Origin of the sequence: Bacillus cereus group sp. MG4, from assembly GCF_040460055.1 — a bacterium.
GTDB lineage: Bacteria > Bacillota > Bacilli > Bacillales > Bacillaceae_G > Bacillus_A > Bacillus_A wiedmannii.
In genome coordinates this window covers 2,734,570-2,757,751 of sequence record NZ_JARVGZ010000001.1, presented here as the reverse complement: position 1 = coordinate 2,757,751, position 23,182 = coordinate 2,734,570, and the positions used below count along the sequence as shown (strand labels likewise).

Sequence of the window (23,182 nt, the reverse complement as noted above, 5' to 3'; positions counted from 1 at the left end):
TATAGTTGTTAGATTGGAAATATAACATCTTATCGAAAATCATACGTAAAAAAGACACTTCAACGAAGTGTCTTTTTTATTTTAGTGATACCCTTTAGCAGAGTCTTTATGAATTTTATTTTTAAAGATACTGTAGCTCCAAAGTTGATATCCAATAACAATTGGTACCATAACCATTGCAACGAAGAACATAATTTTTAAGTTTAATTGACTACCAGCTGCGTTATATAGCGTTGTACTATAAGCATCGTTAATACGAGATGGTAACATTCTTGGGAACATACCTGCAAATCCAGTTGTCATAAACATTGCGATTGTTAAGCAAACGAATGTGAATGCGAGACCTATTTTATGTTTGTACACCATAATAAGTGCGAGTACACTCATTAACATGGCAAGTACCGGAAGAATGAATAGTACCGGATATTCTGTGAAGTTTTGGAATAAATTTGTACGATTTGCAGTTGCTACATAGAAAATAGCTAAAATGATAGCAGCTGCCATTGAAAATGGTCTTGCGATTTTATAAGCGCGATCAGATACTTCACCAGTCGTTTTAATCATAACCCAAAGGGCGCCAGATACGACGAATATAGCAGTGAAGAACAGGCCACCTAAAATACCATAATGATTTAGTAAGCTGAGTAAATTTCCTTCATAGCCATTTTTTCCGATTTGTAGTCCGTAATAAAGGTTAGCGAATGTAACACCGAATAAGAAGGCGATTAGGAAACTACCAATTGTAAATGCCCATTTACAAGTTTTTTGCCAAATTGGTGAATCGTCTTTATGCATAAATTCAAGTCCAGCAGCACGAGCAAACAGTGCGAGTAATACTAAAAATAGTGGTGTATATAAATAACTAAACATATTTGCATATGTGACTGGGAAGGCAGCAAATGTTGCGCCACCAGCTGTAATTAACCATACTTCATTACCACCCCAGAATGGGCCGATTGCTTCTTGTAATTGATTTCGTTCTTGTCGGTCTTTCGCAACGAAAGGAAAAATCATTCCGTTACCAAGTGCATACCCATCAAGAATGAAGTAAACTGTCCAAATCACGCCCCATAAACCAAACCAGATGATTGCAAGCATATCATGAGACATGAGCTGCACCTCCCTCAGTAGCAGGTTCTTCTAATGCTGCTGGTCCTTTTTTCGCGAACTTTAGCATTAAGTATACATCTGCAATTAAAAGTAATGTGTAGAACAAGATTAAACTAATTAATGAAAACCAAATTTGTGGAACAGATATAGGTGATACAGATTCTGCTGTACGCATTAGTTTATAAACTGTCCATGGTTGACGACCTACTTCGGCAACAATCCAACCAGCGTTAATTGCGATATATGGTAGTAAGACAGACCATATTGTAATTTTTAAATAACGTTTTGAGTTTTCTAGTTTTCCTTTTCGATTTAAGTAGAAACCGTACCAAGTTAATGCCATAAAGAACATACCAAGTGCAACCATTAAGCGGAAGCTATAGTACACGAGGTTAACATTTGGACGTTCATCTTTCGGGATATCTTTTAAACCAACAATTTCGCCATCAAATGAGTTTGTATAGAAGAAACTTCCTAGTTTCGGAATAGTAAGGAATTCAAAGTTCTTTTCGTTTTTTACATCAGGAATTTGAACAATCGAGAAGCCTTGTCCTTTTCCAGTTTCCCAAACAGCTTCCATCGCAGCACCTTTAGCTGGTTGATACTTAGCTGCTGATACACCAGACTGATGCCCCATAAACGGTGTAACAGTTGCAGCGAATAAACCTAACATTAAGCCATACTTAAATGATTTTTTGAAGAACTCCACTTCATTTTTACGTAATAAATGATAAGCACTAATTGCCATAACGAAGAAAGCACCAACAATATAACAACCAATTACAGTATGGAAGAACATGTTCCAAGCATATGGATTTGTCACAAGTGCCCAGAAATCATTTAGTTCAGCGCGTCCGTTACGTACGACGTAGCCAACAGGGTTTTGCATAAAACCGTTTGCTGTAATAATCCAAAGGGCGGAAATATTTGTTCCAAGTGCAACCATCCACATACAGAAGGCACGGAACTTTGGTGAAATTTTGTCTTTACCGAATAACCATATCCCCATGAAAGTAGATTCTAAGAAGAAGGCAACAAGTGCTTCGATTGCGAGAGGTGATCCGAAAATATCTCCCATATATTTGGAGTACTCAGACCAGTTTGTTCCAAATTGGAACTCCATCGTAATCCCGGTTATAATCCCCATTACGAAGTTAATTGTAAATAATTTACCCCAGAAATTTGCCATTTTGCGGTATGTTGGATTCAATGTACGGGCGTATTGAGTTTCCATACATGCCACTAAAATAACAAGTCCGATTGTCAAAGGTACAAATAAAAAGTGATAAAAAATAGTAATTGCAAATTGAAAACGACTCAGTAACAGAACGTCGGACATAATGAATATTCACTCCTTTTTTACATTATCTACAATCAGTTTATAGTGAAAATACGTTTTAAATAGGGGGGACTTGTTACAAAGGTGTGTGTATATTTTGAAAGAATTATGTCGGTTATCTGAAAATATCTTATTTTTACTATAAAGCAATATCCTTTTTGAGTTTTTTAAATTTTGGTACACTATATAAGTAATGTAAATGAGAGAAAAGAGGGTTCTTTACTATGAAGTCATTAGAAGAGATTTTACAATACAATGAAAAATTCGTTGAAGAAAAAAAATATGAAGAGTACGAAACAGGGAAATTTCCAAACAAAAAGATGGTCATTATTTCTTGTATGGATACTCGTCTTGTTGAATTATTACCGAAAGCGATGAATATGCGTAACGGTGATGTGAAAATTATTAAAGTAGCAGGCGCTGTTATTTCACATCCGTTTGGAAGTATTATGCGTAGTATTTTAGTTGCTGTATATGAACTTGGTGCTGATGAAGTTTGTGTAGTTGGTCACCACGATTGTGGTATGGCAAAAATTCAAGCAAGCAGTACAATTGAGAAGATGAAAGAGCGCGGTATAACAGAAGAGAAATTAGATACACTTCGTTATTCTGGAATCGATTTAGAAAGATTCCTACAAGGATTCTCTAGTGTAGAAGAAAGTGTAGAACATAGCGTATCAATACTTCGCAACCATCCATTACTTCCTGAAGAAGTACCTGTTCACGGTCTTGTTATAGATCCTGACACAGGAAAATTAGATTTAGTTGTGAATGGTTACAACAATTAAGAATTTACTTTGTCATCCTTTTTATCAGGGACAGGATCAAATCCTCCCGGGTGGAAAGGGTGACATTTTAATATACGCTTACATGTAAGCCAAAATCCTTTCAGAGCACCATGTTTTTGAAATGCTTCTAATCCATAATGAGAGCAAGTTGGGTAAAAGCGGCAAGTTGGTGGTGTCATCGGAGAAATGAATTTTTGATAAAAGCGTATAATCCCAATAAAAATCTGTTTCATAATGGTCTCCTTTTCAGCATAGTCTTAAAGTATTATAGCACGACTGTACATAATACTTTACTAATGTTGATTTCCGTTATATCATATTGGATATAACGGAATTAAATTAAAAGCGGGAGAGATGTTGTATGCCATCAGTAGAAAGCTTTGAATTAGATCATACGATTGTAAAGGCACCTTATGTAAGACATTGCGGAGTTCACAACGTAGGTAGTGACGGTATTGTAAATAAATTTGATATTCGTTTTTGCCAACCGAATAAACAAGCAATGAAACCAGATGTTATTCATACGTTAGAACATTTATTAGCATTTAATTTACGTAAATATATTGATCGTTATCCGCACTTTGATATTATCGATATTTCACCAATGGGCTGCCAAACAGGATATTATCTTGTAGTAAGCGGAACACCGACAGTTCGAGAAATTATTGATTTATTAGAACTAACATTAAAAGATGCGGTTCAAATTACAGAAATTCCAGCTGCAAATGAAACACAATGTGGCCAAGCGAAGCTTCACGATTTAGAAGGAGCACAACGCTTAATGAACTTCTGGTTAAGCCAAGATAAAGATGAACTTGAGAAAGTATTTGGATAAAGTGAAACTTTAATCAATGGTTGATGGGGGAGTGGCCCTATCAACCATTGATTATTAGTTGAACCAATCGGGATAAAAAGAAAAAACTGCCTGTGAAAGGGCAGTTTTTTTGTAACACGATGATAAATGAAATTATATCGACGATTTTTCGAATATATCGAACACAACTTGAAATATATCAACGATTTTTTTAATATATCGATGTTTCGAAACTGGATATCGACTTACCGACAAAAACTGCCAATAGTATGAATCAAATATAAAGAAGAGGCCGTCTAACATATGTGTTGGGCGGCCTCTTTTTTATGAAAGTATACTAGATACCCCAACATATAAAATAAAGGCAGAACCGAGAAAATAAACAAATGCTTTTGCTTTTTGCCGCTCTTTTATTTCATCGATTCCAAAAAGGATAAACATAATACTCAAAAGGATAAAAATGTATGGTAAAAGCATAGAGAGGTTTGCGAAGAAGCTAAATAGGGCGAGAATAAGTGCGATAGTGGCGATTATAATTCGAATGTTTTTTAACATATAATCCTCCTTTAAAAGAACATTATAAATGGAATAACAAAAACAATCGTAAAAAGACTTAAGCCGATGCTAATAGTTCCAATTTGTTTTTGCTGTTTTTGAATCGTCTCAATTCCTACTAAAATGCCATATAAACTAAAGAGGAACAAAATGATAGGTGAAAAGATTTGAAAGTTCATTGTAAAGGTGCTGTATAAGCATAAGATTAAAGTAATAAAAACGATGATGAGTTGTATTTGTCTAATATGCATTTTAGCCCTCCTTAGTAGAAAGAGAAGTTACCGAGAGAAAATAATAACAATAGCAACGATTAAAGTGAATACGCCAGAAAAGAAGGAGAGTGTACTATGCACTTTCTGTTGTTTCTGTTTTTCTTCTGCGCTCATGATGAAGGTCATAACAGATAAGGCGATGAGCATATAAGGCATTGTAACAAGTGCGTTTGTAAATATTACGGATAGAGCGAGAACGATGACGATAAGAGCGGATAATATGCGAAAGGTTTTTAGCATATTATTTCCCCCTTTTTTAAATAAACGACTTACCGAAATATTTCTGAGAAGCCAAGTAATAAAGCACCAGCTCCGGCCATGAAAGCAAGTATGCTGCTAGATTGTTTCTGTTTTTTTATTTCCTCTAAACCTATAGTGAAAGCCATAGCCCCTAAGAAAATGAACATGTAAGGCATAATGTCTCTGTTACCGCTAATAAAACTATAGGTTGCTATAGATAAAGTGATAAGTGCAAAAGTAATTCGAACGCCTTTTAACATAAAAGCCCTCCTTCTAGTTTATGTAGGTAATGATGATAACAATCTAAATAAAAGCACTTGCAACAATACAAATAAATCTAGTTCCTGAATCCTTTTTCCTTATTTGCTCAATGGTAATAAGAAGCAGTAAAACTCCTAATAGAAATTGTGAAAGTAGTAGAAAGTTATGTTGACCTGCCAGTAAACGAATGCTGGATATGATGTGGGCTAAAATAAGTAGCATATGAAGCGTATTATGAATTCTTCTTGCTGTTTTTTGTATAAGGGTTATCTTCTGGCTTATCAACAGAATGTTTATAAGCGTAGCCTTTATTAATCGTCATGACGGAGAGTACTAGTATGACTAGGACGATTATAATACCGATAATTAATATTTTGAGCATAAAATCCCTCCTTTTCTTTATTTTACATAATTTTGTAATTGATGAAAACAATAGAAAATAAAAGGATGAAAGAAGGGTGTTACATGGAGAAGAAAAAAACATATTATATATCAATAGGAAACGGTCAAATTTCACAAGTGAAGACGGCGGATACGTATAATTTTGAAATTTCCGCAAGTGATGAGGAAATTACGGAGTTAAGAGAGTACTTCGATCAAGCATATGTAGAGGATTTAGGTTCATTTGTACGTTCTCACGTTCCATTTGTTGAGTATCATCACGATTCAAATAATGACCGATATGATGAACAACTACAAAAAGCATATAAAATGATTTACGATTTAGGAAATCATGAGACGAAAGAATTAGTCGCGCAAATGGGAATAATCAATGGATTGTAATTGGATAATATTATGCAGAAAAGCGAGAATATGCTACAATTTGTGGTAGGAAAAACTTGTAACCATCAATAGGGGAGTAATGGCATGTACAAATTTAAAGATTATTACCACAACACTGTACAATTATCGTTTGAACGTTATCCATTTTCTCCTGAGCCAAAGCATGTTTGGGTTGTATGCCGGTACAGGGATCAATGGTTATTAACGCATCATTTACGTCGCGGTCTTGAATTTCCAGGTGGTAAAGTAGAACTAGGGGAAACACCGGAAGAAGCGGCAGTTCGAGAGGTTCATGAAGAAACCGGCGGCATAGTTTCTGATTTAACTTACTTAGGACAATATAAAGTATCTGGAAAAGACAAAATAATCATTAAAAACATTTATTTTGCAACAATTAGTGCGGTAGAAGAACATACGCATTACGAAGAAACGAAAGGGTCTGTTTTATTAACAGACATTCCTGATAACATTAAAACGGATAGAAAATTTAGCTTTATAATGCGCGACGATGTATTGGCGCGTACGATGAAACATATAGAAGAAATCGGCTGTTTTACGAAGTAAAGTGGCCGATTTCTTTTTTTGTGTGTAAGAAAAATGTAAATATATCTTCACATCATTTTGGGTATATTATACAATTTTGTAAAGATATATTTACATTTTAGGAGGGTGAAGATGGATAACAGAAAAGAAACAACTGTTACTGTTTCGATGGTTAAATTAAATATCTATGCATTTCTTATAATATTCGCTTTGGCGTTTGGAATTGGTTATTTGCATATATTTCTTTCAGGCGGGGTTCAATTTGAATTTACATTGCCCGTTATGTTTCTTTTGATTATTGGAATGATTGTTCTCATTTGTATTCATGAAGCGATACATTTAATAGGGTTTCGTTATATCGGAGGTGTTCCGTGGAGCGAACTAAAATGGGGTGTCAATTCGAAATTAGGTGTTGCATATGCTCATTCTAAACAGGTGATTACAGTAAAGCAAATGAAGAAAGTATTAATGCTGCCGTTTTTACCGACTGGTATTTTGCCAATTGTAATTGGATTAGCTACGAATGTGCAATCAATCTCATTTTTAGGAATTTTACTAACAGCGAGTTGTATCGGTGACATTGCCTTATATCAAAAAGTTTCAAAGTTTCCAGATGATGCGCTAGTTAAGGATCATCCGAGTAAACCGCAGTTTACAGTATATGAATCATAAAGGAAGAGGAGGCGCTAGAGTAGCGACCTCCTCTTGTTATTGTCGGTAAGTCAATATATTGCAAAAATCGCTGATATAATTTATTAACTATTATTTTGGTTTCATCTCTACCTCTAAAAACGAAAGCACCTCCAACAAATCGTTCACCGTGCGTGAATGTTCAAAGTCACCCCAAAACGAATCTCTCTTCCAAACACCAAGAATTCCTATTCGTTCAGAACCAAGCACATCGTTTTGTGGATGATCTCCAACGTAAAGACACTCTGCGGCCTTAACGTCTAGCTTTTGCAAAGCTCGTTCGAAAATTTCAGGATGTGGTTTTTTTATTCCCTCCGCTTCGGAAACGAGAATTGTATTTGTATACGTATGTATGTTTAGTGCGCGGAGATTGCTCATTTGAAAGTCAGTAAAGCCATTTGTAATAATACCAATTTTAATATTTTGTTGTGTTAAACGTTGAAGTAATTCATGCATGTTTTGGAAAGGGATACAATGATGTTGAAAATTTGTAATGTAGTCGTGCAGCAGTTGCTCTGGTGTTAAAGTGATAATGTTGTATTCAGAAAGGAGAGTAGCATATACTTTATCTTTCCACGTATAGCCATTATTATCGAGTTCAAGAAACCGAGAACAATACTCTGTTTTTTCTATGCTCATTAAGTGAGAGGAAAAACGATTATATTGATCATGAATAAATTGTCCTAGAGATTGGCGCCGATCTAACAGTGTTCCATCTAAGTCGAATAAGACTGCTTGAATCATGGGAAACCTCCTTACAGTTTGTATAATTAATTATCGCATATTCGTTAAAAAATGATTATGATATTTTTGTAGAATGGAATAATGGAGGAGTGTATGAAGAGACTGTATGGCAAGTTAGTAGGGGTTATCATCGCAATGGGGTTAATGGCAGGGTGCGATAGTTCTATGAAGAGTGTGAAGGAAAAAGAAATTTGTAAAACAGAAGAAGAATGCGTGGAAATAGGAGATAAGAAACTTCAAAAAGTGTATGAAAAAATAGATGGATTATCTGAACTTGAAGCAGTAGAAGATTATGATATAGAAGAGCATGAAAGTGCGGATATGAAAGAGGCAGAGCAGAAAAAAGAGGATGACGAAAATTATTTCTTTTTAGCTTCTTATTATATTGATGGTGATGAAATTGTAGATCCTTATTTTGAAAAAATAGAACGGAAACGTTTAAATAAAGTATTCGCTGAAGATAAAGAAGCGAAAGAAGAGGTGCTACAACAACGTCAAGATAGAGGTTATCATGAAGATTTATGGGATATGTACCGTACTCTCATTCCAGCTAAATATCGCGGGAATATAACAGAATTTGATTTAATAACGGACGGTTATGACGGTGTTGTTGCTCACGTTATGCCTAGTATGGAGAATCCGAAAGATTGGATTCTTAGCTTAGATACGCTTGATTCGGCGGTAAATATCGATGAAGTGATGAAAACATTAATTCATGAGACGGCTCACGTGTTGACGCTCGGGCATAAGCAAATACCAGTAGATGAAAAGTATGTAAAGGATTTTGAAGAAGATAAAGATATTTCAACATACCGAAATAACTGTGAAACTCTTTTCTTACAAGAGGGATGTGCGAAGGAAAAATCTTATATTAATCAATTTTATAACTCTTTCTGGAAGGACATTGAGCAGGAGTGGATAGAAAAGAAAGTGGAAGAAAGTGAAGAAACTCAAATTGAATTTTTTAAAGAAAAGCATGAGGAGTTTGTATCACAGTATGGAACGACAAACGTAGCGGAAGATATTGCAGATACGTTTGCAGCATTTATTTTGCAAGATTCAAAAAAAGTGAAAGAAGGATCGGAGTTAAAGTATAAAAAAATTGCGTTCTTCTATCAGTTCCCTGAGCTTGTAAAAATGAGAGCGGAAGTGTTGTCGGGATTAGATGATGTTTCGAAAAAGATAGAACAACAAAGCGGACAATAATGAGAGGTATATATTTTGGCCAAGAAAACGTAAAGAATTTTAGTTCTTTGCGTTTTTTATGTTGATAAAATTGAAAATTCTGTATTTTTAACAAAAAGAAGAAGGAACTGAAGCTTTAAAAGAGAATTAGTATAAAAATGTCACAAATTAGACACAATTATAATGCGCATATTGTAGGGACTATAAGTTTACTCTCAAGGAGGTAATGAAACGTATGAAAACGATTCTTGCGGTTGCTGGTCTCATTTGGGTAATGTCTCACGGTTTTCCGATTTTTGAAGGAGAGCAAATTCGTAGTGCATTAAATAAAAAGTATGATGATTATCATGTAATAGATCGAAAAGAAAATGTCGTTACAGTACGTGTGAAAGATTGTTTCCATACAGTTACAGTTGCGGATGGAAACGTTACAAATGAAACAAAGATGTGTGATAAAAGGTAAAGAAAGAAGCTGACTATAGTCTATCGCTCTAAGTCAGCTTCTTTTTCGTTTTCCAATTAAGAGTTTTTCAAATGCCTCAACAAACACATACATAAGTGTTGCGAGGACGCAGGTGAGTAGTACGCTCAGTAAGACGAGCGTGAAATTAAATACTTGGAATCCGTAGCTAATTAAGTAGCCAAGACCTTGTTTAGAGACGAGAAGTTCGCCGAATATAACACCGACCCATGATAAACCAACGTTCACTTTTAACGTTGAAATAATTGCTGGGAAGGATGCAGGGAGAACGACTTGCTTATAACATTGCCATTTATTTGCGCCAAATGTGTCCATCACTTTTATATAGTTAGAATCGACTTCTTGAAATGCGCTGTAAATAACGAGAATGGTAATGATGATGGAAATGATTACCCCCATTGCAATCGACGAAGAAATATTTGGACCGAAGATTACAATGATAATAGGTCCAAGTGCCACTTTTGGCATGGCGTTTAGGACGACGAGATAGGGGTCGAGCACGCGAGCGAGAAGTGGCATCCACCAAAGGAAAGTAGCGATAATAGCGCCGAGCACTGTTCCAAGAATGAAGCCTACTCCTGTTTCAAGTAATGTCGTCCATATGTGAACCAAAAGCGAACCGTCAATCCATTTACTAAGGAAGAGATCCCAAATGCTTGAAGGAGAGCTAAAGAGTAAAGGATCAATCCACTCTTTTTTGCTAGCTATTTCCCATAGTGAAAAGAAAAGAATGAGCAGTAAAAGCTGCAGTGAGCATGCTAACCATGCGCGCTTGCGTTCTTTTTTCTGAAACTGTTCATGTAGTTGCTTTATATTATCCAAGTCGCTCCAGCTCCTTCCATATATCTTGGAAGAGGGATGGGAAGTCGTGGTGATGGCGTGATTCTAACGGTGATAAGGAACGGATGCTTTCAGGGACGATAAATGTTTTTGCAATTTTCCCGGGATTCGCTTGTAGTAAATAAATACGATCACTCATCGCAATGGCTTCTTCAATATCATGTGTTACGAGTAGTGACGTTTTCTTATATTTGCGTAGTAAGTTGAAAACGAGATCTTCTAGTTTCAATTTCGTTTGATAATCGAGCGCTGAGAATGGTTCATCTAGCAATAAAATTTTAGGATCGGTCGCTAACGTTCGAACGAGAGCGGCACGTTGACGCATACCGCCGGACAGTTCACGAGGGTATTGCTCTTCTACATCATGTAGACCGACTTGTTTTAAAAGCTGTAAAGTATGTTCTTTCGTCTGTTCATTGTAAATTTTTCGGGTGTGAAGTCCGAGCATAATATTTTCTTCAATTGTTTTCCAAGGAAACAAGTAATCTTGCTGCAACATGTACCCCATAGATGAAGTTTTCGTTGTAATAGGCTCACCATCTAAAAAGACGATGCCTTCAATTGGATCAAGCAGCCCAGCAATAATGGAGAGGAGTGTCGTTTTGCCGCAACCACTTGGACCGAGTATAGAAATAAATTCGCCTTCTTCCACTTGTAAACTCATGTCTTCGAGAATCAATTTAGCATTCTCTTTTTCGAAAAAGCAGTGAGAAACGTTACGTATTTGTAAAAAACTCATACACTTCGCCTCTATTTCTTAATAACGCTTTCGGCAATTTTTGTATTGACGAGCGCTTCATGTGGAACTTCTTTTTGTAATTCGCCAGCTTCTTTCATAATCGTTTGGAGCTGTTTCCATTCTTCAGCATCTAATAGCGGATTTGTCGCATAAGAATGTTGCTTTTTATAACGTTCAATTACTTTTACTGTAATGTCCTTTGAAGTGTCTTTAAATAACGGAGAAACGGTGTCAGCAATCTCTTCTGGACTATGTGTATCAACCCATTGTTGTGCTTTATAGAGCGCACGTGTGAATTTTTCAGCAGCATCTTTATCTTTCTTTAAGAAGCTTTCTTTTGCCATGAACGTTGTATACGGAACAGTTCCAGATTCATTTCCGAACGAAGCGACGATAAACCCTTTTCCTTCTTTTTCAAATATACTTGCAGTCGGTTCAAAGAGCTGTACAAATTCCCCAGTACCAGATGCAAAGGCACTTGCAATGTTAGCAAATTCGATGTTTTGAATTAAGTTTGTATCTTTGTGGGGATCAATGCCATTTTTCTTTAAAACGTATTCTCCAACCATTTGCGGCATGCCGCCTTTACGCTGTCCTAAAAACGTAACACCTTTTACGTCATTCCAATTAAAAGAGTCTAATTTTTTACGCGAAACTAAAAATGTTCCGTCTGTTTGTGTAAGTTGTGCGAAGTTAATGATAGGGTCTTTTGCACCTTGTTGATGAACATAAATAGACGTTTCAGAGCCGACGAGAGCAATATCAATTCCGCCAGATAATAGGGCGGTCATCGTTTTATCTCCGCCAGCTGTTGTTTGGAGGTCAATATTTAATCCTTCATCTTTAAAAAATCCTTTTTCAATCCCGACATATAAAGGGGCGTAGAAGAGAGAATGGGTAACTTCGCCGATGCGAATGTTTTGCGTTTGTTCTTTCGTACCTTCCTTTTTACTACTGCAAGCAGCAAATGTGAAAACAGCTAGTAACATGATGCAAAAAACAGCTATTAATTTTTTCACTATATGACACCTCCTAGAAGTCACTCTACAAGCATGATATGTAGGTAAGTGCCCATATGTGAGTGTGGATAGAAGGAATTTTTCGGGTGATAAAGAAGTACAAATATAAGGGGTGATAAAATGGATTACGAATATGATGATAGCGTACATTTACATCTTGATTATTTCGGAACAGAATGTGATATGGAATCGATTGCTTATAAGCGGAAGAATGAAGACGTGTGGGATGTGTATTTTAATTTTGGGGCATATGGTCTTCAGAAAGATGAGATCGAGACAGGTAGATTTATGGACGAATATGCTGGTTATTACGTTTTTTCTGTACATGCTCGTGATCTTAGCTGGGAATTTGGAAGTGCTCAATTTGAAGAGTGGGTTTTGAGAAATCAAATAGTAGAAAAATCGCTGCAAAAATAGGGAGGAATTTTGTGGTCGATTTTCTCATTTTCTTGTTCATTTTCGTAGTCGGATTTTTTATTATGCAAGTACTCGTTTATCGATTTGCAAAGAAAAACATTCAAAAATATACAAGAATAAAATGGATTCATATGTGGCTAGAGATAAATATGAAGAAGGGCCCAAGATTAGATCTTTTTGATTTTGTAGTTATCGTACTTGTATGTATTATATGGAAAGTATGGATGTATTCTCTTATATAATAAATATGTTAATGTCTGTTAGAATGAAGGAGAACCTGTCAGTGTTGGTAGGTTCTTTTTTTATGGTAATAATTTTATGAAGCATAGTTCATTTATGCTGTTGGAATATAGAGCGAAGAAGTTTTATCCCGTTCAATCCTGAGTGGTTCGGGCTTATTAAAGTTGCACTGTATTTTTAAGGGGAAATTAAGGATACACGTGTATAATACAAACACATAGGGAGACTAACTGTATACAAATATGTTATTTTGTATATGACAATATGTTTGTGGATGCGAGACGAAGGGGTAAAGGAAAGAGGGAATAAATTGCGTTTTAATGTTTTTACACAACGACGAAGAAGAGATGAATTTCATTTTAGTTTTTCTCCTCAGCAGCCGAGGAAGAACCTATTAATTTCTATCATTCTTAGTGGAATGTGGGCGATTTGTTTAGAGACACTGTTTTTTGTTATGTTAAGGTCGTTCGAATTCGAGAGAATTAAAGAATTTTTTAATGGGAAAATACAGCTGAGTATACTCATTATTGTTTTGTGGAGTGTACTATTATACATCATTCATTTAAATAAAGGCATTAGTCATAAGCTTAGGCCGGCTATTCAAGCTTACGTCTTATTATTTTTAATCGCTCATACGATGAATTGGATGTATATCATGATACAGGAGAATATGAGCCTTATATTAGTTAATAACTGGGTTTATGTCCGATACGGACAGTATATATTAAGCTTATTATTTATTTATATGATATATGTTTTTATGTATAGTTTGCTTGGACGAATCTTTTTGAGTATCACGATAACAAGTTTGGTGCTAATTGTTTTTGGGATTGTGAACCATTTTAAACTTATTTTTAGAGGAGATCCATTCTATCCGTCTGATTTCACACAGATTACTCAAATGCAGTCCGTGATACCAATGGTTATGGACTATTTTAGTTGGTGGACTATATTTTTGGGGATATTCGGGATTGCTCTGCTTGTATATTTAGTTATGTATATACGAAAGCACATTCCAGTTATAAAGCCTAATATAATTACGAGAATTATTTTAATATGTGCTTCTACGTTTATGGTGTATGCATATAATAATTATCCTAATACATTTATGAGTAATGTATTTCAAAAATATGGGGTAACCTTCGTGGCTTGGAATCAAAATGTAAACTATGCTGATAATGGTTTTATTTTGGGATTTGTCAGTAACTTAGACACAACTGTCATTGAGAAGCCAGAAGAATATTCAAAAGAAACTATGCTACAAATTTCAAATAATATAAAGAAACAATATGGAAGCAATGTAGGGAAAAAAGAAAAGACCGAGAAGCCAAATATTATATTTTTCATGAGTGAAGCTTTTTGGGATCCAACAAAGCTAACGAATCTTTCATTTAGCGAGGATCCGATGCCGAATTTACATCAATATATTGAGAATTTTCCGGGTGGACAAACAGTATCTCCTGTATTCGGGGGAAACACAGCGAATACAGAATTTGAAGCGTTAACGAGCTATTCAATGAGCTTTTTGAAGCAAGGTTCTATACCATATCAACAAGCGGTGACAGGGCAGAGAGAAATTCCGTCTATCGCAAGTGAATTGAAAAAACATGGATATTACACGAATGCAATTCATGCTTATGGAAGATCATTTTATAAGCGGGATGATGTATATAATGTTTTAGGAATTGATAATTTCAATGCAGAAGATACAATGAACAACATAGAGGTAGATGGGGATTATATTAGTGATGTATCTATTAGTAAAGAAATAATAGAGGAATTGAATAAGAGAAAGCAACCTACGTTTATTCATGCAGTTACGATGCAAAATCATTTTCCATTCAATCCAGGACGATTTGAAGAAAAGCAAATAGAAATTAGCGGATTAACAGATGAGGGATCGAAGGCAGAATTAGAAACATATACTGAGGGTATACGTCGTTCTGATGAGGCTCTAAAATATTTAGTAGAACAAATTCAAGAGCTAGAAAGGCCTACTATATTGGTTTTCTTTGGAGATCACTTACCAATATTAGGGGCAAATAAAGCTATCTATGAAGAAGCTGGATATATAGAGAATGAAGAAACTGTAAATGAAAGGTTAGCTATGTCAGAAACACCATTGTTAATGTATGCAAATTTTGATTTGCCAAATGACAATTTAGGTTTAGTAAGTCCGATTTATTTTTCTAGTCTCGTTTTTGATTATGCAGGACTAAATCAATCACCATTTTATCAATTTTTATCGGAAATGCATAAAGAAATACCGGTTCTGAGAGATGAGTTAAAGGTTAATAAAGATGGGGAAGAGATAACAAATTTAACAAAGAAACAAAAAGAAATGTTAGAGCAATATAAAATGATTCAATATGATTTACTTGCTGGAAAGCAGTATAGTAAAGATATACTTTTTAAATAGAACAAACAAAAAGAACTTGTATAACGATACAAGTTCTTTTTGTTATAGTATTTAACGGGGTAACCAGACAAGCTGGGTTTAGGGAGTATTACCTGTATATTTAGTATAAATGAAAATGTAATCGTTTTATTGATTGATTTGTGAGAAATATGTGAATTTTAATCTTTTCAAAAACTGCGTTCCTATAGAAACGATTTGGTATAGATTTTTATGAATGCAAAAACTTTATAAGTTCTTCATTTAATTCATTCGCTTGATCGATTGGCGAGCCGTGACCGCTATTTGTAAGAGGATGTAACTGGGAATTTTTAATCCGCTTTTGTGTGAGTTCAGCGCTTTTGTAAGGGATCAGTTGATCGTGAACACCGTGGAATATTTTTGTTGGGACGTTAATTTTACTTAAATCTTTCGTAACTACTCAGCTTAGTTAAACAAAAAAGCATGCCAAATACATGTTTCCTGTTCGAAAACATGAAAAAGAACACACTCCGATAAGAGAAAGAATCTATATGAAATAGAAACATTCTCTTACGAAAGAGTGGTATTCCAAGGAACCGTTCCGGTTTTTAACACCTGACTTATCGCTTGTAATACTGATTGATTTTGTTTTTTCATGGTGCTCATAAAACTGCGTATGTGGCAAAATGATTCTGCACCTTCCTTACTTCGAAACGTCCCAGACACTTTTTGTTTGACTTTCGTCATCCGAATATCTCGCTCCGCTTGATTGTTATCAAATGGAATATCTGGACTTTCTAAGAACGCTAGAATTCTGTCAGCATACTTGGCAAAGCGATTCCATAAATTTTGAGTAACTACTCAGCCACCTTTTGGTGTCTTTTTTTATTTTACTTGTTTCATATGCCTCCCATTTGTAAATACTGAGTATATCAAACAGGGAGGTGAATAGGATGATCCATCGAAAAATCATTTTAGATGCATATAAAAAAGGACCTGAAGCTGTTATTTCTTTATTTGAAGAAACATTTTCTAAGTTAGAAAAACGTATACAAGAACTAGAAAATGCTTCAAAAAAAAACTCCAAAAATAGTCATAATCCACCTTCTACAGATGGTTTGGGTAAGCCCGTTACAAAAAGTTTGCGCAAACCGTCTCATCGTCAAACCGGTGGCCAGTTGGGCCACAAAGGACATACGCTTTATTTGACAACGACTCCGGACCATACGATTACCTATTCTCCTACACATTGTACTTGTTGTAACACTTCCTTACACCAAGAACCTGTAAAAGGATACCGCATTCGCCAAGTGTATGATTTACCACCTATCCAGATAGAAGTGACAGAACATAAAGTGTCACAAAAAGAATGCCCACATTGCCATTCTATCCAAGAATCACAATTTCCTTCTACTGTCTCTCGTCCTGTTCAATATGGTCCAAATATAAAAAGACTGATTCCCTATTTAACGCATTATCAGTGTCTTTCTTTGAAACGAACGAAAGAATTCTTTCAAGATTATTTTGGGCATTCGATTAGTGAAGGAACGTTAGTCAATCATACAAACAGTTTTTCGGCTCAATTGCAGCCCTTTCTTCAAGAAGTAAAAGACAAGATCCTTCAGTCTTCTGTTGTCCATTTTGATGAAACCGGTATGCGAGTAAAAAATAAAACACAATGGTTACATACCGCTAGTACACCGGAGGTGACCTTGCAACATATTCATCAAAAACGCGGAAAAGAAGCAATGGATGCAGGCGGAATTTTACCGTCTTTTTCTGGAATTGCGATGCATGATGGTTGGAAATCGTATGATGCGTATACAGATTGTCGACATGTATTATGCAATGCCCATCTCTTACGAGATTTGCAAGGAATTATAGATAGTACGGGGCAAAAATGGGCTCAACAGATGCAGAAATTTCTCACGCAAGCTTTAACGCTGAAAAAACAATACAAAGGAAGTCTGCCAAAAGCAAAGCAACAGAATCTGTTTACTGTCTATCAAGCCATATTGAAAGAACAACCAGTCTTTTCTGCAAAATTAAAAAAGAAAGGAAAGCAGACGCCTGCTCAAAATTTATGGAATCGCTTCGTCAAATATGCTGATAGAATTCTAGCATTCTTGGAACATCCAGACATTCCATTTGACAATAATCAAGCGGAACGGGATATTCGAATGACGAAAGTCAAACAGAAAGTGTCTGGGACTTTTCGAAGTAAGAAAGGCGCAGAATCCTTTTGTCAGATACGAAGCTTTATAACTACCATGAAAAAACAAAAACAATCTGTCTTACGAGCAATAGGCCAGGTTATAGAAACCGGAACGGTTCCTTTGAATCGCACAACTTCATAAGAGAAATTCTCTATTTGATCTAGATTCTTTCTCTTATTGGAGTATTTTCTTTTCATGTTTTCGAATCGGAAACATGTATTTGGCCTGTTTTTTTATTTGAAGAAGCTGAGTAGTTACAATCTTTCGTTACGTCTTCATTTGCGGCTGCTTGCAATATTTTGATGAGAGCGTAAGAAGCAGACTGCATGCCGAGATAAGAAAACCATTCTAACGTAGCAGATCCTAAGTTTCTATTAAAAAATGATAAAGATACATCATTTAAAAATTTTGGCATATTGGCATACATTTGATTAATGAGGGTATCTGCTTGTTCTTTTGGGACACCATAGGGCGATTCTTGATTTTTAACGAAAGAGGGGGAAACAGCATCGACTAAGACAAGTTTAGAAATACGATGGCCATTGTAGCGAGACATGTACCGAATAGAAAGAGCGCCACCTACTGAGAAACCGATTAATGTAGCACTTTCTACTTGAAGTGCTTCTAGAACAATGGCGATATCGTCTGCTAAACGATCGTATGTGTAACCAGTCCACGGTTTATCAGATTGCCCGTTTCCGCGTATATCCATAGCGATGCAGCGGAAACCATGCTGTGGTAACACATTGAGTTGATATTGGTACATTTGATGATTTAAAGGCCAGCCATGAACGAAAAACACGGTTTTACTACCGGGTCCAGGATTAACGTCTTGCACAAAAATATGCACATCTTTCTCGACGGTAACAAACATAAATTATCCCCCTAACCTATTCATATGCTCTATCCCAAAAGCGTTGTTTCGTCATGGCTTTAATAAATTCATTCGCCAGGAGTGTAGGGTTATGTTCTATTAAGACACCAGGCTTTCCTTTAATATTTAAAGATTGAATAAAAGTAGATCCATTTTTGAATGCACCAATTGGCTTAAAATGATTATATGATTCTACGACAAATGAACTCGCTTTATTAAGAAACTGTTCATCAAGGTTTCCTCCAATAAGAAGTAGCCCGTCATAAAGAAGTGAGGAGCCTGTTAAAAAAGTGTCATTCACGTCCCAACGTACATTTTGCGTTCCTTGCACAATACCTAATCGCTCGGAAACAATTACTGGCTGCAACCCAACTTGTTTGAATTGATTTAGTATATATTGCGCGTTTTGTCCGTCATATCCATTTGCAACAATGACACCTACTCGTAATGTATTAGGACTAAATGTCGTATTTGCCATACTGAGTGCTGGCGATGATTTCGTAACGCCCGATTCTTGAATATTTGGGACTTTTGCTCCGATCGCTTCAGCGACTAACGTAGCTAATTCAGTACTAATATGCCCAATCATAGTTACGACTTGTTGGCGAACCGATTTACTTTTTACTTTTCCTAATTCAAAGGAGAAGGCTTGCATAATATAAACCTTTTCGACGTTACTCATACTATTCCAAAATAAACGAGCTTGAGAGAAATGATCTTTGAAACTAGCGGCTGTTTCTCTCGTTTTATGCCCTGATACAGTAGAAGGATATGTAACGAACCCATCCTTTGTACCGGGGACAGTGTAAGGAGTGTTATTTGCTAAGGAATTATTATGGTAAGCAATTTTTTCTTTGTCGATTATATATTTAGATGCACCATCTCTTTGATTGTTATGAAATGGGCATACCGGACGGTTAATCGGTAACTCTTGATAATTTGTACCGACGCGTGCCAATTGAGTGTCTGTATAAGAAAAGAGCCTACCTTGTAAGAGCGGATCATTTGTAAAATCAATACCACGGACGATACTTCCCGGATGAAGCGCGACTTGTTCCGTTTCAGCGAATACATTCTCGACGTTGCGATTTAATGTCATTTTCCCGATGATTTTAACGGGAAAATCTTCTTCAGGCCAAATTTTCGTCGCATCTAATATATCGAAATCGTATTTAAATTCATCCTCTTCTTCTAAAATTTGAATGCCAAGTTCGTACTCAGGATAGTTTCCAGCATTAATATTTTCCCATAAATCACGGCGATGGTAATCTGGATCAGCACCACCTAATTTTTGCGCTTCATCCCAAATTAATGAGTGAATGCCGAGCTTCGGCTTCCAGTGAAATTTTACGAATCGTGACTTTCCATTTTTATTCACTAAGCGAAATGTATGAACGCCAAACCCTTGCATCATTCTAAAACTTCTTGGAATGGCACGATCAGACATAATCCACATCATCATCGCAGCCGATTCTTGGTTATTGGCGATGAAGTCCCAAAATGTATCATGTGCTGTTTGTCCCTGTGGAATCTCATTATGCGGTTCAGGTTTAAGGGCGTGAATAAGATCAGGGAATTTAATGCCATCTTGAATGAAAAAAATAGGAATATTGTTTCCTACTAAATCAAAATTTCCTTCTTCTGTATAAAATTTAACGGCGAACCCTCGTACATCTCGATTTGTTTCATTCGCCCCTTTTGATCCAGCTACTTCAGAGAAGCGAACGAAAAGGGGTGTTTTTTTCATGTACCACTATTCGGGTTCACTTCATAATATACGTATTATTGTTTATAGCTTTTATGCTTATATAGCCTGAAGATACTTTGCTTTATTGGGATAATTTTCCTCGAATGTTCGATTTATCTTTGTTTGTCTATGAAAATCATTTATTATAATAAATGGTATTCTTCGAGATATTATTTTGAAGGGGTGTTGAAGTGAAAGGAAGTTTTCTATCATATAAAGAAGAAGAAAGGAATGCAAAAATTTTTTTATGGGTGCTATATGTCATTGTTGTTTCATACCAAATTTTCTATGCAATCGTATTAGAAAATAAATCATTAACGGATATGGGACATAGCATACTATGGCAAGTTATTTGCGGAACTGCAATACTCGGTGTGAATGTATATTTAATAAAAAAAGAGAAAGTGAACTTTGTTAAATATGCATGTGTATTTGCATACATAGGAATAGAAATTGCTAACGTACTTTCGTATATGCTTTATAATGAGGCGGCATTTGATGGGGGAAATATAATAGAAATTATTTTCATCTTCTTTGTACCTATATTTTTAAATAAAAAATATTTTGTGTTTGTACTTTCAACTATTGTAGCGAAATATGTGATTTATTTATTTGTATTAAAGGAAGTAAAAGGATTTATGTTCCTCATTATGTATACACTCGTATTAATAGCGGCATACATCATTTTAAATCGATTTATAGAATACCTTTCAGCGGTAAAGGAAAGTATTAAGATTGCTAGTGAATCACAAAAATTAGCAGTAATCGGAAAAATGGCAGCGACAGTGGGACATGAAATTAAAAATCCACTTGCTTCATTAAAAGGGTTTACGCAATTACAACGAGAGAAGCATGGGGAGGATCCTATTTACGAACAGATGATTTTTGAAATAGAAAATATGAATAATATGATAAGTGAATTGATGGAAGTTGCTACATGTAAACTCCCTATTTATAAGAAATATAATATAGGTGAAATTGCATTACAAGCAGTAAAAATTGTTCGCGAAAAAATGAATGAATCTAGCGTCCAGTTTATTTCTAATGTGGAAGAAAAGACGATAGAAGTTGAATGTGATGAGCGGAAAATAAGAGGAGTCTTTCTATATGTCATAAAAAATGCTCTGGAGGCAATGGAGCAAGGTGGCACATTAGAGTTACGGTTAGAAAACAAAGGACAAGATTATGTAATGCTAAGTGTAATTGATAATGGTTACGGTATTAAGAAAGAAAATTTAGCTCGTGTTACAGAAGCCTTTTATACAACGAAACAAGATAAAATTGGCCTGGGACTTACGGTAGCGAATCGGCTTGTTACCGAGCAGCATCTTGGTGAATTACATATTTCAAGTGAAAGAGATATTGGAACTAGAATAGATATCATTCTCCCAAAAAAGCGTGGAAATAGTGAAATCCAAGAGGGAGAAAAGCTAGGAGTTACGATATGAATAAAGACGATATATTTAAACATGAAGAAATGAAGGCATTGAAAATATTTTTAAGTTTATTTTTTATTATATTTTTTGTATACGATCTTGCCTACGAATTTATTGTACCTTTAATAGGAGGCGGGCAAGAAGGAGTAGGAAAATTTGAAGATGGTTTAGGTTTATGGCTTTATTTTTTAATGGTGATTTTGTTTTGTATTGGAGTATACTTCATGAAATGGAAGAATCTATTTGCAGTGAAATATATTATTCTAATTGGATATAACCTATTAGATTTTATCCATAATTTTATGATTTACTATGGTAGTGATGCTGAGTTTGATGGTGGGAATATAGTAGAAGGATTTTTTATTTTATTTGCCCCACTCTTTGTAAACAAAAGATATTTTTGGTTAGTTCCGAGCATACTTGTTGGAAAATATGCTCTTATAGGAATCTTTATTCACTCGTCACTCGTTTTAATCCCGATGGCATTATATAGCGTATTTACTATCATATGTTGGATTATGTTTTTAAGGTTTCAATCTTACGTTCGTACGCTTGAGATGATGGATAAAGAAATACAACAAACAGAAAAGCTAGCAACTGTTGGGAAAATGGCTACAGTTATTGGTTACAAAATTAGAAGACCTCTAGCTAATTTAGATAAATTTGTTAATAAACAAGCGGATAAATATCCTGAGGATAAAATATATAGTGATATTATGAAACAAGAAGTAGAACGAATTCATACAATCGCTACAGAACTTAGTGGATTTGAGAAATCTAAATCACTAGAATCAGAAGTTCATAATATAGAAGAAATTATCGCTTATGTTATTCGAGTTATGGGAAAGCCTGCTTTAAAGCAAGGAGTGCACATACAAGGTATTTATAGTAAAGACATACCATCGATTACATGCGATGAAAAACGATTAAAGCAAGTATTTTTTAATTTAATTAAAAATGCGATTGAAGCAATGTCAGTTGGCGGAACGATTACGATTAAAGTGACTGTAGAAGATGCAATCATTGTTCAAGTTAAGGATGAAGGTTGCGGTATTCCAAAAGACAAAATTCCGAAGCTAAATGAAGCTTTTTACACAACAAAAGAAACGGGAACAGGTTTAGGTTTAGTAGTTACAGAAAAAATTATTAAAGACCACAACGGTAAAATGAGTTTTGAAAGTGAAGTTGGGGTTGGAACGACTGTGAAGATTGTATTGCCAATGTAATGAAAAAATTTTTAAAAGGGAGATTACTTATTTGAGAGTGTTCTCCCTTTTTTATTGTGGATGAGAGTAAGACATGTTGATAAAGGTAGGCAAGTTAATTATATTAACATAGTGTATATAATTAAAAATCCAATATATGGATAAATTTACAATGATAGTATATACTAAACTTGTCTGTTATTTGTTTTAATTCATTTGTATTTCTATTTGTTGGCCCGAATCTTGGGTCTTTTTTTGTTAAATAAA

26 protein-coding genes and 4 pseudogenes are annotated in these 23,182 nt (G+C 35.3%); 13 read left to right on the top strand and 17 right to left on the bottom strand.

Translation table 11 applies throughout. The features are described 5' to 3' along the window. Nucleotides 1-81: 81 nt before the first annotated feature. Both cydB and cydA read right to left on the bottom strand, forming a co-directional pair. Entirely contained in the window at nucleotides 82-1,110 is a 1,029-nt protein-coding gene (gene cydB, locus QCI41_RS14600) for a cytochrome d ubiquinol oxidase subunit II (RefSeq protein ID WP_000017650.1), read from the bottom strand. Further along, nucleotides 1,100-2,449, bottom strand: a complete 1,350-nt coding sequence (gene cydA, locus QCI41_RS14595) for a cytochrome ubiquinol oxidase subunit I (protein WP_353837218.1) — start codon at nucleotides 2,447-2,449, stop codon at nucleotides 1,100-1,102. The genes cydB and cydA overlap by 11 nt, the downstream gene beginning before the upstream one ends. Before the next feature lie 224 nt (nucleotides 2,450-2,673). On the opposite strand from cydA, the gene QCI41_RS14590 reads away from it, so the two are divergent. Continuing rightward, nucleotides 2,674-3,237 (top strand): beta-class carbonic anhydrase, encoded by a 564-nt coding sequence (locus QCI41_RS14590; protein ID WP_353837219.1) that lies wholly within the window; start codon nucleotides 2,674-2,676, stop codon nucleotides 3,235-3,237. On the opposite strand, the gene yidD is transcribed toward QCI41_RS14590, so the two are convergent. Further along, a complete protein-coding gene (gene yidD, locus QCI41_RS14585) occupies nucleotides 3,234-3,470 on the bottom strand; it encodes a membrane protein insertion efficiency factor YidD (protein ID WP_000809334.1) in 237 nt (78 codons plus the stop codon). The genes QCI41_RS14590 and yidD overlap by 4 nt on opposite strands. Nucleotides 3,471-3,598: 128 nt before the next feature. Between yidD and luxS the strand changes: the two genes are divergently transcribed. Beyond that, nucleotides 3,599-4,072, top strand: coding sequence for an S-ribosylhomocysteine lyase LuxS (gene luxS, locus QCI41_RS14580; protein WP_001141371.1), 474 nt, complete (start codon nucleotides 3,599-3,601; stop codon nucleotides 4,070-4,072). A gap of 303 nt (nucleotides 4,073-4,375) precedes the next feature. Here the strand turns inward: luxS and QCI41_RS14575 are convergent, their stop codons facing one another. Genes QCI41_RS14575 through ytzI form a run of 6 tightly spaced genes read right to left on the bottom strand, consistent with a single transcriptional unit; the run spans nucleotide 4,376 to nucleotide 5,761 of the window. Further along, nucleotides 4,376-4,606, bottom strand: a complete 231-nt coding sequence (locus QCI41_RS14575; protein WP_353837220.1) for a YczI family protein — start codon at nucleotides 4,604-4,606, stop codon at nucleotides 4,376-4,378. A gap of 11 nt (nucleotides 4,607-4,617) precedes the next feature. Beyond that, entirely contained in the window at nucleotides 4,618-4,857 is a 240-nt protein-coding gene (locus QCI41_RS14570; RefSeq protein WP_000548108.1) for a hypothetical protein, read from the bottom strand. 27 nt (nucleotides 4,858-4,884) lie between these two features. After that, nucleotides 4,885-5,118 (bottom strand): DUF3953 domain-containing protein, encoded by a 234-nt coding sequence (locus tag QCI41_RS14565; RefSeq protein ID WP_353837221.1) that lies wholly within the window; start codon nucleotides 5,116-5,118, stop codon nucleotides 4,885-4,887. 29 nt (nucleotides 5,119-5,147) lie between these two features. Continuing rightward, on the bottom strand, nucleotides 5,148-5,378 hold the full coding sequence (locus QCI41_RS14560; protein WP_046956118.1) for a YczI family protein: 231 nt from the start codon (nucleotides 5,376-5,378) through the stop codon (nucleotides 5,148-5,150). 43 nt (nucleotides 5,379-5,421) lie between these two features. Further along, nucleotides 5,422-5,601 carry a DUF3953 domain-containing protein gene (locus QCI41_RS14555; protein ID WP_097918014.1) on the bottom strand — a complete coding sequence of 60 codons (180 nt, stop codon included), beginning with the start codon at nucleotides 5,599-5,601 and terminating at the stop codon, nucleotides 5,422-5,424. Nucleotides 5,602-5,611: 10 nt separating this feature from the next. Beyond that, a complete protein-coding gene (gene ytzI, locus QCI41_RS14550; RefSeq protein ID WP_000912935.1) occupies nucleotides 5,612-5,761 on the bottom strand; it encodes a YtzI protein in 150 nt (49 codons plus the stop codon). An 83-nt stretch (nucleotides 5,762-5,844) separates the two neighbouring features. Between ytzI and QCI41_RS14545 the strand changes: the two genes are divergently transcribed. The 3 genes from QCI41_RS14545 (at nucleotide 5,845) to QCI41_RS14535 (ending at nucleotide 7,377) form a co-directional block, all read left to right on the top strand. Then, complete coding sequence (locus tag QCI41_RS14545) at nucleotides 5,845-6,162, top strand: hydrolase (protein WP_097918013.1); 318 nt, start codon at nucleotides 5,845-5,847, stop codon at nucleotides 6,160-6,162. An 84-nt stretch (nucleotides 6,163-6,246) separates the two neighbouring features. Next, a complete protein-coding gene (gene mutTA / locus QCI41_RS14540) occupies nucleotides 6,247-6,726 on the top strand; it encodes an antimutator 8-oxo-(dGTP/GTP)ase (protein ID WP_097918012.1) in 480 nt (159 codons plus the stop codon). 111 nt (nucleotides 6,727-6,837) lie between these two features. Next, nucleotides 6,838-7,377, top strand: coding sequence for a DUF3267 domain-containing protein (locus tag QCI41_RS14535; protein ID WP_353837222.1), 540 nt, complete (start codon nucleotides 6,838-6,840; stop codon nucleotides 7,375-7,377). A 90-nt stretch (nucleotides 7,378-7,467) separates the two neighbouring features. On the opposite strand, the gene QCI41_RS14530 is transcribed toward QCI41_RS14535, so the two are convergent. Further along, nucleotides 7,468-8,139 carry an HAD family hydrolase gene (locus tag QCI41_RS14530; RefSeq protein WP_353837223.1) on the bottom strand — a complete coding sequence of 224 codons (672 nt, stop codon included), beginning with the start codon at nucleotides 8,137-8,139 and terminating at the stop codon, nucleotides 7,468-7,470. A gap of 93 nt (nucleotides 8,140-8,232) precedes the next feature. Between QCI41_RS14530 and QCI41_RS14525 the strand changes: the two genes are divergently transcribed. Together QCI41_RS14525 and QCI41_RS14520 are read left to right on the top strand one after the other, a co-directional pair. Continuing rightward, nucleotides 8,233-9,345, top strand: a complete 1,113-nt coding sequence (locus QCI41_RS14525) for a recombinase family protein (protein ID WP_353837224.1) — start codon at nucleotides 8,233-8,235, stop codon at nucleotides 9,343-9,345. Between the two features lie 214 nt (nucleotides 9,346-9,559). Beyond that, nucleotides 9,560-9,787 carry a hypothetical protein gene (locus QCI41_RS14520; protein WP_000849118.1) on the top strand — a complete coding sequence of 76 codons (228 nt, stop codon included), beginning with the start codon at nucleotides 9,560-9,562 and terminating at the stop codon, nucleotides 9,785-9,787. 33 nt (nucleotides 9,788-9,820) lie between these two features. Here QCI41_RS14520 and QCI41_RS14515 read toward each other — a convergent pair whose 3' ends face one another. The 3 genes from QCI41_RS14515 to QCI41_RS14505 are packed head-to-tail and all read right to left on the bottom strand — an operon-like array spanning nucleotide 9,821 to nucleotide 12,403. Then, entirely contained in the window at nucleotides 9,821-10,627 is an 807-nt protein-coding gene (locus tag QCI41_RS14515; protein WP_353837225.1) for an ABC transporter permease, read from the bottom strand. After that, nucleotides 10,620-11,384, bottom strand: coding sequence for an ABC transporter ATP-binding protein (locus QCI41_RS14510; protein WP_098137024.1), 765 nt, complete (start codon nucleotides 11,382-11,384; stop codon nucleotides 10,620-10,622). Before QCI41_RS14510 ends, QCI41_RS14515 begins: the two co-directional genes overlap by 8 nt. Before the next feature lie 11 nt (nucleotides 11,385-11,395). Beyond that, on the bottom strand, nucleotides 11,396-12,403 hold the full coding sequence (locus QCI41_RS14505; RefSeq protein WP_046956121.1) for an ABC transporter substrate-binding protein: 1,008 nt from the start codon (nucleotides 12,401-12,403) through the stop codon (nucleotides 11,396-11,398). A 120-nt stretch (nucleotides 12,404-12,523) separates the two neighbouring features. Here QCI41_RS14505 and QCI41_RS14500 point away from each other — a divergent pair, with 120 nt between their 5' ends. From QCI41_RS14500 to QCI41_RS14490, 3 genes are all read left to right on the top strand, one after another. Beyond that, nucleotides 12,524-12,820 carry a DUF3986 family protein gene (locus QCI41_RS14500; RefSeq protein WP_046958659.1) on the top strand — a complete coding sequence of 99 codons (297 nt, stop codon included), beginning with the start codon at nucleotides 12,524-12,526 and terminating at the stop codon, nucleotides 12,818-12,820. A gap of 11 nt (nucleotides 12,821-12,831) precedes the next feature. Further along, a complete protein-coding gene (locus tag QCI41_RS14495) occupies nucleotides 12,832-13,062 on the top strand; it encodes a hypothetical protein (RefSeq protein WP_046956123.1) in 231 nt (76 codons plus the stop codon). Between the two features lie 272 nt (nucleotides 13,063-13,334). Continuing rightward, nucleotides 13,335-15,479: an LTA synthase family protein gene (locus QCI41_RS14490; protein WP_353838833.1), complete on the top strand. Its 2,145-nt coding sequence runs from the start codon at nucleotides 13,335-13,337 to the stop codon at nucleotides 15,477-15,479. Nucleotides 15,480-15,687: 208 nt separating this feature from the next. On the opposite strand, the pseudogene QCI41_RS14485 reads toward QCI41_RS14490, so the two are convergent. Continuing rightward, a pseudogene (locus QCI41_RS14485) lies at nucleotides 15,688-15,894 on the bottom strand (alpha/beta fold hydrolase); the annotation flags it as partial. A gap of 113 nt (nucleotides 15,895-16,007) precedes the next feature. Beyond that, a pseudogene (locus QCI41_RS14480) lies at nucleotides 16,008-16,289 on the bottom strand (IS66 family transposase); the annotation flags it as partial. A 101-nt stretch (nucleotides 16,290-16,390) separates the two neighbouring features. Here QCI41_RS14480 and tnpC point away from each other — a divergent pair. Continuing rightward, on the top strand, nucleotides 16,391-17,794 hold the full coding sequence (gene tnpC, locus QCI41_RS14475; protein WP_353836579.1) for an IS66 family transposase: 1,404 nt from the start codon (nucleotides 16,391-16,393) through the stop codon (nucleotides 17,792-17,794). Between the two features lie 118 nt (nucleotides 17,795-17,912). Here tnpC and QCI41_RS14470 read toward each other — a convergent pair. Both QCI41_RS14470 and QCI41_RS14465 read right to left on the bottom strand, forming a co-directional pair. Continuing rightward, nucleotides 17,913-18,527: pseudogene (locus QCI41_RS14470) on the bottom strand (alpha/beta fold hydrolase); the annotation flags it as partial. A gap of 16 nt (nucleotides 18,528-18,543) precedes the next feature. Then, nucleotides 18,544-20,271, bottom strand: a pseudogene (locus tag QCI41_RS14465) (catalase); the annotation flags it as partial. Between the two features lie 194 nt (nucleotides 20,272-20,465). Here QCI41_RS14465 and QCI41_RS14460 point away from each other — a divergent pair. Together QCI41_RS14460 and QCI41_RS14455 are read left to right on the top strand one after the other, a co-directional pair. Further along, entirely contained in the window at nucleotides 20,466-21,722 is a 1,257-nt protein-coding gene (locus tag QCI41_RS14460; RefSeq protein WP_353837226.1) for an ATP-binding protein, read from the top strand. Beyond that, nucleotides 21,719-22,936, top strand: coding sequence for an ATP-binding protein (locus QCI41_RS14455; protein WP_264462743.1), 1,218 nt, complete (start codon nucleotides 21,719-21,721; stop codon nucleotides 22,934-22,936). The genes QCI41_RS14460 and QCI41_RS14455 overlap by 4 nt, the downstream gene beginning before the upstream one ends. Nucleotides 22,937-23,182: the final 246 nt, after the last annotated feature.